This window comes from Streptomyces sp., assembly GCF_035563135.1.
GTDB lineage: Bacteria > Actinomycetota > Actinomycetes > Streptomycetales > Streptomycetaceae > Streptomyces.
This window is the reverse complement of sequence record NZ_DATMVN010000544.1, coordinates 1-9,766: the sequence shown is the minus strand read 5'-3', so window position 1 is coordinate 9,766 and position 9,766 is coordinate 1. Positions and strand designations below refer to the sequence as shown.

The window sequence follows — 9,766 nt, the reverse complement described above, 5'->3', positions numbered from 1 at the left end:
ACCGGCACGGCTGGCGGCCGGCCACGGTGACGGTCGCCGAGAAGGCCATCGCCATCGAGCCGGTGCCCAGGCCGACGAGCAGGCCCCAGTAGAGCATCAGCTGCCAGACCTCGGTCATCCAGCAGCTCGCCAGCGCCCCGGCCGCGACCGCGCCGAGCGCGACGACCACGACCCGGCGGATGCCGAACCGGTCCATCAGCGCGGCCGCGAACGGCGCGGTCAGCCCGTACAGCGCCATGTCGATGGAGACGGCGAGTCCGATCTCGCCGCGTGACCAGCCGAACCACGTGTGCAGCGGCTCGATGAGGAGGCCGGGCAGCGAGTTGAAGGCCGCGCCGCCGATGATCGTCACGAAGGTGACGGCGGCGACGATCCACGCACGGTGGATCCGCGGGCGGTCCGTCCGGGGGCCGGAGCGGCGGTGAGGCGCGCTCCCGATCGTCGCGTCGTCGGTCGTCCGGTTCACGCGGATCAGCATCCGGCGGACGGCCGCCCTCCGGCGAGCGGCCTGAGGGACACTCTTCGCAGGAATCGGGCCACCCGGTCAGGGCCGCGCGGGGGAGCGCCCGGACGGCAGCCGGCGGTGGACGGCCCAGGCCAGGGCCGCGCCCACCGCGTACCAGAAAAGGTCCGGGGCGTTGAACGTCGAGCCGAGCACCAGCCGTGCCACCGCGCTCTGCCGCGCGAGATCGGCCGGTACGCCGGTGAGCTGGGCCAGTTCCACCGCCCAGCTGAAGGCCAGCGCGGTGGCTGCGGCCACCGCCGGCCGCACCCGCGGCGCGAGGAGGACGACGAGGGCGTACACCAGCACCGTGTAGAGGGCGTCACCCGCGTACTTCGCCACCTCCCCGCTCATCGTCGAGCGCACCCCGAGACCCGCCGCCACGGTCACGAGTGAGGCCGCCGCAGCCGTCGCGCGGACGACGAGGGGCCGGGGAGAGAAGGCACAGGTTTCCATGGCCGGTACGTTTATCAGGCCGCAACCGGTGACGCCCAATCCGCGGGAAACCGGTGTCACCCCCTCCGCAGGAGAGCAGGAGCCGAGATGCCCCACCGTGTCGTCGTGCTCGCCCTGGACGGGGTGATCCCCTTCGAACTGGGCATCCCGCAGCGCATCTTCGGCCGCGCGCAGAGCGTGGCGCCCGGTGCGGGCGAGGAGCTGTACGCCGTCGTGACCTGCTCGGTGCGCCCGCCGGGTCCGGTCCGCACCGACGCCGACTTCAGCATCATGGCCGAGCACGGCCCCGACGCACTCGCCACCGCCGACACGGTGGTCGTCCCGGCCTCCTACGAACTGGGGCCCGTGTACGAGGAGGGCCGGCTCACCGGGGAACTGGCCGCCGCGTTCGCGTACATCAGGCCGGGAACCCGCCTGGTCTCCATCTGCACCGGCAGCTACGTCCTCGCCGCGGCCGGGCGTCTCGACGGGCGCCCCGCCACCACCCACTGGTCCTCGGCCGACCACTTCCAGCGGCTCTTCCCGCAGATCCGCGTCGATCCGGACGTCCTGTTCATCGACGACGGGGACGTGCTGACCTCCGCGGGGGTGGCCGCCGGGATCGATCTCTGTCTGCACATCGTGCGGCGCGACCACGGCACCGCCGTGGCGAACGACGTCGCCCGCCGCACCGTCGTCCCCCCGCACCGCGACGGCGGGCAGGCGCAGTTCATCCGGCGCCCGCTGCCCGAAGCCGGGCTCGCCACGACGACGGCTGCCCGCGCGTGGGCACTGGACCGGCTCGAACAGCCGATCCTGCTGCGGGACATGGCACAGCGGGAGTCGATGAGCGTGCGCACCTTCACCCGCCGCTTCCGCGAGGAGGCCGGCATCAGCCCGGGTCAGTGGCTCGCCCGGCAGAGGGTGGAGCGGGCACGGCAGCTGCTGGAGTCCACGGATCTGTCGGTCGACCAGGTGGCACGGGACTCCGGCTTCGGCACGGCCACCTCCCTGCGCCAGCATGTGCAGGCCGCGCTGGGGGTGTCGCCCACGGCCTACCGGCGGACGTTCCGGTCGGCCGCCACCGGGCGCTGAGGGGTCCCCTCAGAGACGGGCCCGGTCGCCGGGCTGCTCCTGGACCACCGGGAGCATCACCGGGCCGCTGCGGTCGATCTCGCACCAGATCCGCTTGCCCGCGCCCTCCGGCTGCCAGCCCCAGCGATCCGCCAGGCCGTCCACCAGCTCCAGGCCGCGGCCGCCGGTGTCCTCACCTTCCGAGTGGCGCGGCTGGGGCGGACGGCAACTGGTGTCGGCGACCTCGACCCGCACCGTCCCGGCCGAACCGGCCGGATGCGCCGGGCCGAACAGCATCCGCAGCACGGCCGGACAGCCCGTGTGGACCACCGCGTTGGTGACGAGCTCCGAGATCAGCAGGATGAGCGTTTCCGCGAGCGGCTCGTCGTCCTCCATCCCGGACCCGACCAGCCGCGACCGCGCCCATCTGCGGGCCCGTCCCACCTCCGCGGGATCCGGACCGATCTCCAGCTGAACCTGAAGCACCTGCACCGCTCACACCATCCGAACCGGCGGACACATCGCCTCGCGTCTCCTCAGGGTCACGGAACGTGACTCCCGTGCGAGACAGCATGGTTGACGTACAGTCACCGCAACAAGCGCTTCGGGCATATTCCAGCGCGAAGGAGTACGCGTGGTCCATACTGTGCGACGCGCGCTGCGGAGAGTCGAACAGGAGCGCGCCGGTCCCCCGGGGACCGGGTCCCCGGCAGTCCCGCCGCAGCTCCGCGGGGCGCGAGCAGGGCACCGTGCGCCGGCCGGAGCGGCCGCAGGGGCCGCACCCGGACGTTCCGGTTCCAGTACCACTCGCATCCCACGGAGCGTACCCGAGCGCGGGCCCCTGACTCCGTCCGGTCACGGCCCGTCCGGAGGGCGCACCCGCCCTCCGGATGCGGTGCGTCACCCGCGGCGCACCGCCCGCACACCCCCGGTCAGCCACGACTCCCCCGGGACCGGCACCGCACCCCGGCCCGGAGGCAGCCCGGCCGGGGTCCCGGGAAGGCACGAACTGCTCACACCGTTCGGCGTGTTGACAGCACGATGCCCCCGCAGGACCGGTCGCGGGCCCGTGGCCGCCCCGGCCAGGGTGCCTACGAGCCGGGTGCGATCACGGTGAAGTACGCGGCGAAGGCGGCGACCGCTTCCGCCTCGGCGATCCGTCCGTCCTGGTCGGTGTCCAGGCTCCGGGCCGCGAGGGTCGCGACGGCGTCCTCCGCGCCCAGCACCCGCAGGGCCCGCTCCACCGCGGCGACCGGGGCGGAGGCCGTTTCGGCGCCGTCGGGGTCCACGCCGGCGGCCACGGCGATCGCCGCGCGCAGGAAGGGGCGCGCGATCTCCGCGAAGCGCTCGGGGTTGTCACGCAATCGCTTCACGGCCCCGCCGGCGAACTCCTCACGGGTGACGCGCTGGTCCCCGTCCACGTCGGCGATGCCCGCCATGCCCTGCCAGAAGGCCTCGGCACCCGTGTAGAGCCACTGGCCCCGGTCGCAGCGGGCCGTCGTACCGAACTCGGCGAGCAGACGGGCCGCGGCGGTGTTGAAATCGGCGCGATCGATGTAGCCGTTGCCGTCCTGGTCGAAGGCGGCGAAGCGGTGGGCGATCTTGCGCTCGTACTCTGCGCTGTCCATGCGGGGAGCGTACGACGCCGGGCGGCGTCCCGTGTCACCAACTCCCTTCAGGGATGTGACGACCTCGCGCCGGACCGGCGTGTCACGCGGTGAGCGGCTGGGACGCGTCGTCGGTCGCCGCGTCCGCGTCGGGGTAGACGTCGAAGAGCCGGCGCACCCCCAGGGCCCCGAGCACCTTGTTCACGTGGGAGCCGTCGACGGCGCCGCGAGCCGGGAGGATCAGCCGCAGCCGGCCGCCGCAGGACTTCATGAGGCGGCGGGAGGCGATGAGGATGTTGACCCCGCTGGAGTCGCAGAAGAGGACGCCGGAGAGGTCGAGGACCACGTCGTGCCGGCCCGCGGCCACCGCCCCGTGGACGGACTGGCGCACGACGGGTGAACTCACGAGATCGAGCTCGCCGTGGACCTGCAGCACGGTCCACACGTCGTGCTCCGTCTCGTACACCTTCAGCGTCACGCGACTCGGCCTCTCGTTCCGGGGCTCCGGAGGATCCGGAAGATTCCGTTCCCCCTTGCGGCTGCCCGCGTACCCGCCCGTGAAACACCTTTCCGCCCACCGGCCTGACACAGGATCCATCCAGAAATGATCACTTCAGGGTCGTTTACGCGATCAGGAAAAGGCAAGGGGGGAAGCATTCCCTATCATTCGGCGCCGCTCAAAGGACGTACTTGCCGCAAAGACGCGTGTGCGGAGCGTACCGCCGACTACATTCGACGTGACGAGAGGCACAGGGCTGGGGGCTGGATGGCGAAGGACGCACCACCGCGCTGGGACCGCCGGATGCAGCAGCGGCTGACGCGTGGCGAGGCGGCGGCCCTCGGCGAGCTCTACGACCGGTTCGCCGCCCTGGTGCACAGCCAGGCCCATCGCATGCTCGACGACGAGGACGCGGCGGACCAGGTGACGCGCGAGGTCTTCGGCTACGTCTGGGAGAACCCCGGGGCGTACGACCCCAGGCACGGCTCGATGCGCGCCTGGGTGGCACGGCTCACCCACCGCCGGTCCGTGCAGCTGCTCCGCAGCACACACGGCGCGGCCGAGGGGTCCGGCGCGGGCGGCCGGGACGAGGAGCTGGAGCACCGGGTGCTCAGGGCGACCGCCGCGGCCCGCGCCGACTACATCGTCGCCTCCATGCCCGCGTCACTGCGCGCCGCCCTGGAGCTCGCGTACGTCCAGCGGCGGGACTACCGGCAGGCCGCCTCCGACCTCGGCGTCACCGGGGACGAGGCCAGACGCCGGCTGCGCCTCGGTCTCCAGCTGCTCTCCACCGCGAACACCCGGCCGTCGGCGGACACCACGCCTCCCGGGTACGGGCCCACACCATGAGCGGGGGCCGGGACGGCGAGGAGGAACCGCCGGCCGAACGGCGCATACCCGGGCCCCGGGCGGCCGCGGACGACCAGGAGAAGCTGCCGCCGGTCCGGCCCGGCGGCTGGGAACCGCCCGGACCACCGGGCCCGCCCGCCCCGGCGCTCCCCCACAAGGTGCTCCAGTCGCTCCTCGGCGCCTGGGCCCTGGCCGCCTGCTCCGCCGAGGAGACCGCCGCCGTGGAGGAGCACCTCACCTCGTGCGCGCGGTGCGCCGACGAGGCCCTGCGGCTGCGGGACGCCGTGGGGCTGCTGCACACCGACGGCGCCCTGGACCTCGACCCGATGCTCCGGTCCCGGGTCCTGGAGGGCTGTCTGGGCCGCCGCCCGGCGCGCATCCCCGTCCCGTCGTGGGCGGCGCCGTACGACGCGGAGACCGCGCGGCTCGACGCCCTGCTGCGGGACATCGGCGACCCGGAGTGGCACGCGCCGGTACGGCTGAAGTGGTTCGAGGCCGACCACCAGGTGAACCGCAGGACGACGGTCGCCGGGGTGATCGGGCATCTGATGGCCGTCGACGGCCTGGTGTCCAGGGCGCTCGGCCTGCACGACCCGCTCGGAGGAGGTGACCGCCCCGTGCCGCCGACACCGGCCGAGCGCACCGAGACCTACTGGTCGGCCGCTCTCCGGCCGCTCACCCGGGCCGTGCAGGAGCCGTGGCGTGACCAGAGCCACACCCTCGTCCGTACGGTGTCGTTCGCGGGCCGCGGTGTGGCGGAGCTCTCCGTCCCGTACGGGGACTTCGCCCTTCCGCTGCAGGACTCGCTCCTGGAGCGGGCCTTCGAGTGCTGGATGCACGGCGGTGACATCGCGGACGCGGTGGCCTATCCCTACGAGCCGCCCGCCGCACCCCATCTCCACCGGATGATCGACCTGGCGGCCCGGCTGCTGCCCGGCACCCTCGCCGAGCGCCGCCGCACGGGCCTGGCCGCACCGGCCCGCCACCTGGTCACCGCCGGGTCCCCGGGCCGCTCCCTGCACCTGGAGGTGGAAGGCCGCGGCGGAGGCGACTGGTACATCGCGCTGGACTCACCGGCCGCCCTCGGCTCCCCCGCCCACGCGGTCGCGCAGGTCGCGCTCGACGGGGTGGAGTTCTGCCGGCTGGTCGCCGGCCGGGTACTGCCGGTCGAAGCCGCGGCCGGCCAGGAGGGCGACCGCGAGGCGATCCGCGACGTCCTGTTCGCCGCGGCCTCCCTCAGCCGGCTGTGAACAGACCGCTCACGGCGGCTGTGAACACACCGCTCACGGGAAGACGACCGTACGGCGGCCGTTGAGCAGGATGCGGCGTTCCGCGTGCCAGGTGACGGCGCGGGCCAGCGCCCGGCACTCCACGTCGCGTCCGACGGCGACGAGCTGGTCCGGCGTGACACCGTGCCCGACGCGCTCGACCTCCTGCTCGATGATCGGCCCCTCGTCGAGGTCGGCGGTCACGTAGTGCGCCGTCGCACCGATCAGCTTCACACCGCGCGCATGGGCCTGGTGGTACGGCTTGGCGCCCTTGAAACTCGGCAGGAAGGAGTGGTGGATGTTGATGATCCGGCCGTTCAGCTGCTTGCAGAGATCGTCCGAGAGCACCTGCATGTAGCGCGCCAGGACGACGAGTTCGACGTTCTCACCGCGGACCAGCTCCAGCAGCTGCGCCTCGGCCTCCGGCTTGTTCTCCCTGTTCACGGGGATGTGCCGGAAGGGGACGCCGTACGAGGCGACGAGCTCGGCGAAGTCCGTGTGGTTGGAGACGACCGCCACGATCTCGACCGGCAGGGCGCCCGTGCGGGAGCGGAACAGCAGGTCGTTGAGGCAGTGCCCGAACTTGCTGACCATCAGCACGATCCGCATCCGGTCGCTCGCCCGGTGGATCTGCCAGTCCATCCGGAAGGCGTCCCCGATCGCGGCGAAGCTGGCGCGCAGCTTGTCCACGGTGACCGTGGCGTCCGCCGAGAAGTGGACGCGCATGAAGAAGAGACCGGTGTCGTGGTCACCGAACTGCTGGCTGTCCTCGATGTTGCAGCCGGTCATGAAGAGGTAGCTCGACACGGCGTGCACGATGCCCTGCTTGTCGGGGCAGGAGAGCGTGAGGACGTACTGCTCGGCGGCGGTGTCCGAGGCAGCGGGTACGGATTCGGCGGGCTGCGGCGCGGTCATCCCCGTAGGGTGCCACACCGCCCGCCGGTCACGCCGGTCCGGTCATGATGCGGAGCACGTCCAGGGACCGCGGCGGGGTGTCGGGGTCCTCCGCGTCATTGGTGGCGAGCATCACATGGGCCTCGCGGGCCGCCAGCACCGCCTCCTGCCAGCCCGGGTGCTCCAGGTAGGCGGACACCGGGGCGTCGGCGCCCACCTGGTGCATGATGCGCAGCACCCGCAGGGCGGCGACGTCCACGAGGGCGGCCTCGGCGGAGTCACGGAAGATCGTTCCCACGTACTTCTCGGCGGACCAGTTGTCCAGCCAGGTGTCCTCGACCAGGCGGTACACGGCGTCGGTGACATCGCCGTACCCTTCCCGGCCGGCCAGCCAGCACTCGTGGTGGAAGACGGGGTCGGAGAGCATGTGCAGCGCCGAGCGCACGTTGCTGCGCCAGCGCCACCACGGCATGTCGTTGAGCGGCATGCCGCCCATGGTGGAGGAGCGGCGGCCGCGACGGGAAGTGTTCTCCGAACCTTGCTGCACGGTTGCCGATCGTACGTGCCCTCCGGACGACCGTGCGCGGCCCCCCGTAATTCACCTCCGCGTCACCGCGCGTTGACCGCGACAGGCTGCGGTGTTACCCGTGAACCGCAAAAGTTCATGCCTATGACCGGATGGCGACGCCTCACCTCCCTTCGTCCCCGCGAACTCCTCACATCGACGGCGGCCGGGGCACTGCTGATATCCGGCTGCGGCGTCCTCCCTGGAGCCTCGGACTCCAGGGAGCCCGTCACCGTGATGACCTGGGCGCCCGACACCACCGGGGCCGACACGGTCAACATGGCGGGCATGCCCGCCATGGCGAGGACCTACGCCCGCTGGATCAACGAGAAGGGCGGGATCGACGGCCACGAGCTCCGGGTGCTCACCTGCAATGAACAGGACACCGCCGCAGGAGCCTCGAAGTGCGCCCGGCGGGCGGTCGACAAGGACGTGGCAGCCGTCGTCGGCTCGTACAGCAGGCACGGGCGGGCTTTCCTGGCCCCGCTGGAGGCCGCCGGAATTCCGTACATCGGCGGGTACGGCGCCTCCGCCGACGAGTTCACCAGCTATCTCTCCTACCCGGTCAACGGCGGCCAGCCGGCGCTCGTCGCGGGCAACGGTGAGCAGCTGGCCGCCAGTTGCGAACGGGTCTCGCTGGTGCGGCCCGACACCCTGGTCGGCGACACCATGCCCGGACTCCTCGGCACGGGCCTCGGCGGGAGCGACCGCCCCGCGCCCTACGACATCAGCGCGACCGAGGAGGCCACGTCGTACGACACCGAGGCGGCCAGGGCCATCGACAAGGCGGACGGCGGCTGTGTGACCGCGGTGCTCGGCGAGGGCACGGAGACGTTCTTCGACTCCTTCCGCCGGCTCGAACCCGAGGACAGCGGCATCCGGATCTCGTCCGTGCTCGGCAGCGTCGGCCAGGCCCTCATCAACCGTTCGGGCGGTCCGGACAGCCCCTTCGAGGGGGCCCTCGTCACCGGCTGGTACCCGGAGCCCGGCGACGCCCGCTGGAACGAGATGCGCGGGGTGATCCGGAAGTACGCCTTCGGGGACAACCGGATCGACCCCGAGGACACGGGCGTGCAGACGACCTGGATCGCCTACACCGTGCTCAAGGCGGTCATCGAGGCGATGGACCGGCCGGACATCGCAGCGGGAGGGATCTCCGTCAGCCTCAACCGCGGCACCGAGGTGGACACCGGCGGCCTCACCCCGGTCCTGCGCTGGCGCTTCCAGGACCTGGTCGGCACGGCCGCCTACGGACGCATCGTCAATGGGCGGGTGACGTTCCAGGTGGTCCGCGACGGACGCCTCACCGCCGAGAAGAAGGGCTTCGTGGATGTCACGGAGAACCTGATGAACGCCCACACGGGCGCCTGACACCGCCGTCCGGCACATACGCCCGCCTCCGGCTCCCGGGCAGGACCCCGGGAGCCGGAGGCCTCCGGGTCAGAGCTGCGTGGGGGCGCGCCCGGTCAGCCCGTACTTCCGTGCGATGGCGTTCCACAGCCCCGAGGCCTCCTGCTTGGCCGTGGTCGCCTCACCGCTCGACGCGTTGGCCTTGGCGGTCGCGTCGGTCGAGCGGGCCTTGCCGCCCTTGCAGACCTTCTTGTCGTTCTTGGCCTGGCCGGCCCAGGTGGCGTAGTGGTCGTCGGCCTCCGCCGAGGCCTGCCACGCCTTCGTCAGGGAGGACTTCAGCTCGGCGTGGGACGGGAGCTGGTCGACGCTCAGCGCCTCCAGCCGGGTGACCAGGCCCCGGCGCTGCGCGGCGGCGCCCGTCAGGTCGGAGGCCGCCTGGTCGAGCGCCCGGCAGTCCTTGATCTTCTCCACGGCGCCGATGACCGCCGAGCGGCTGTCGTTGCTGTCCGCGAGCAGCTTGTCGAGCGCCTCGGCCTGCGGTTTCGCGGGGTCGGCCGCCTGCGCGGAGGCGGCGCCCGAGGGTGAACTCTGCGCGGCCGCCGGCTGCTTGCCGTCCGACGGGCTCTCCTCGCCCCCGCTCATCAGGGCGCCCGCGCCGAGCCCGATGACGGCGCAGCCGATGACGACGGCCGCGATCAGCGGAATGTGCGCCGACCGCCTGCG

Annotated in this window: 11 protein-coding genes and 1 pseudogene; 4 read left to right on the top strand and 8 right to left on the bottom strand. The window is 72.6% G+C overall.

The genetic code is table 11. The features are described 5' to 3' along the window. Both VN520_RS24070 and VN520_RS24065 read right to left on the bottom strand, forming a co-directional pair. Positions 1–478: MFS transporter (locus VN520_RS24070; RefSeq protein ID WP_414719931.1), on the bottom strand; the 478-nt coding region annotated here is incomplete at its 3' end. 66 nt (positions 479–544) lie between these two features. Further along, positions 545–958 (bottom strand): DUF2809 domain-containing protein, encoded by a 414-nt coding sequence (locus VN520_RS24065; RefSeq protein ID WP_325749018.1) that lies wholly within the window; start codon positions 956–958, stop codon positions 545–547. A gap of 87 nt (positions 959–1,045) precedes the next feature. Between VN520_RS24065 and VN520_RS24060 the strand changes: the two genes are divergently transcribed. After that, positions 1,046–2,032 (top strand): GlxA family transcriptional regulator, encoded by a 987-nt coding sequence (locus VN520_RS24060; protein ID WP_325749017.1) that lies wholly within the window; start codon positions 1,046–1,048, stop codon positions 2,030–2,032. A 9-nt stretch (positions 2,033–2,041) separates the two neighbouring features. Here VN520_RS24060 and VN520_RS24055 read toward each other — a convergent pair whose 3' ends face one another. From VN520_RS24055 to VN520_RS24045, 3 genes are all read right to left on the bottom strand, one after another. Then, positions 2,042–2,503 carry an ATP-binding protein gene (locus VN520_RS24055; RefSeq protein WP_325749016.1) on the bottom strand — a complete coding sequence of 154 codons (462 nt, stop codon included), beginning with the start codon at positions 2,501–2,503 and terminating at the stop codon, positions 2,042–2,044. 599 nt (positions 2,504–3,102) lie between these two features. Beyond that, positions 3,103–3,639, bottom strand: a complete 537-nt coding sequence (locus tag VN520_RS24050; protein ID WP_325749015.1) for an EF-hand domain-containing protein — start codon at positions 3,637–3,639, stop codon at positions 3,103–3,105. 82 nt (positions 3,640–3,721) lie between these two features. Further along, complete coding sequence (locus tag VN520_RS24045; RefSeq protein WP_325749014.1) at positions 3,722–4,096, bottom strand: STAS domain-containing protein; 375 nt, start codon at positions 4,094–4,096, stop codon at positions 3,722–3,724. A gap of 288 nt (positions 4,097–4,384) precedes the next feature. Here VN520_RS24045 and VN520_RS24040 point away from each other — a divergent pair, with 288 nt between their 5' ends. Both VN520_RS24040 and VN520_RS24035 read left to right on the top strand, forming a co-directional pair. Further along, the gene (locus VN520_RS24040) at positions 4,385–4,966 is read left to right on the top strand and encodes an RNA polymerase sigma factor (RefSeq protein WP_325749013.1); all 582 of its coding nucleotides are present in this window, start codon (positions 4,385–4,387) and stop codon (positions 4,964–4,966) included. Beyond that, positions 4,963–6,216: a zf-HC2 domain-containing protein gene (locus VN520_RS24035; protein WP_325749012.1), complete on the top strand. Its 1,254-nt coding sequence runs from the start codon at positions 4,963–4,965 to the stop codon at positions 6,214–6,216. Before VN520_RS24040 ends, VN520_RS24035 begins: the two co-directional genes overlap by 4 nt. 33 nt (positions 6,217–6,249) lie before the next feature. Here the strand turns inward: VN520_RS24035 and purU are convergent, their stop codons facing one another. Together purU and VN520_RS24025 are read right to left on the bottom strand one after the other, a co-directional pair. Next, positions 6,250–7,149 carry a formyltetrahydrofolate deformylase gene (gene purU / locus VN520_RS24030; protein ID WP_325749011.1) on the bottom strand — a complete coding sequence of 300 codons (900 nt, stop codon included), beginning with the start codon at positions 7,147–7,149 and terminating at the stop codon, positions 6,250–6,252. Between the two features lie 28 nt (positions 7,150–7,177). Further along, entirely contained in the window at positions 7,178–7,624 is a 447-nt protein-coding gene (locus tag VN520_RS24025; protein WP_325749020.1) for an SCO4402 family protein, read from the bottom strand. A 174-nt stretch (positions 7,625–7,798) separates the two neighbouring features. Between VN520_RS24025 and VN520_RS24020 the strand changes: the two genes are divergently transcribed. Beyond that, positions 7,799–9,064 carry an ABC transporter substrate-binding protein gene (locus tag VN520_RS24020; protein WP_325749010.1) on the top strand — a complete coding sequence of 422 codons (1,266 nt, stop codon included), beginning with the start codon at positions 7,799–7,801 and terminating at the stop codon, positions 9,062–9,064. 69 nt (positions 9,065–9,133) lie between these two features. Here VN520_RS24020 and VN520_RS24015 read toward each other — a convergent pair. Beyond that, positions 9,134–9,766: pseudogene (locus VN520_RS24015) on the bottom strand (hypothetical protein); the annotation flags it as partial.

Excerpts from the sequence above, each read along its gene's own strand:
- VN520_RS24065 (WP_325749018.1), bottom strand. The coding sequence starts at position 958 with ATGGAAACCTGTGCCTTCTCTCCCCGGCCCCTCGTCGTCCGCGCGACG.
- VN520_RS24060 (WP_325749017.1), top strand. The coding sequence starts at position 1,046 with ATGCCCCACCGTGTCGTCGTGCTCGCCCTGGACGGGGTGATCCCCTTC.
- VN520_RS24050 (WP_325749015.1), bottom strand. The coding sequence starts at position 3,639 with ATGGACAGCGCAGAGTACGAGCGCAAGATCGCCCACCGCTTCGCCGCC.
- VN520_RS24040 (WP_325749013.1), top strand. The coding sequence starts at position 4,385 with ATGGCGAAGGACGCACCACCGCGCTGGGACCGCCGGATGCAGCAGCGG.
- VN520_RS24035 (WP_325749012.1), top strand. The coding sequence starts at position 4,963 with ATGAGCGGGGGCCGGGACGGCGAGGAGGAACCGCCGGCCGAACGGCGC.
- purU (WP_325749011.1), bottom strand. The coding sequence starts at position 7,149 with ATGACCGCGCCGCAGCCCGCCGAATCCGTACCCGCTGCCTCGGACACC.
- VN520_RS24025 (WP_325749020.1), bottom strand. The coding sequence starts at position 7,624 with ATGGGCGGCATGCCGCTCAACGACATGCCGTGGTGGCGCTGGCGCAGC.
- VN520_RS24020 (WP_325749010.1), top strand. The coding sequence starts at position 7,799 with ATGACCGGATGGCGACGCCTCACCTCCCTTCGTCCCCGCGAACTCCTC.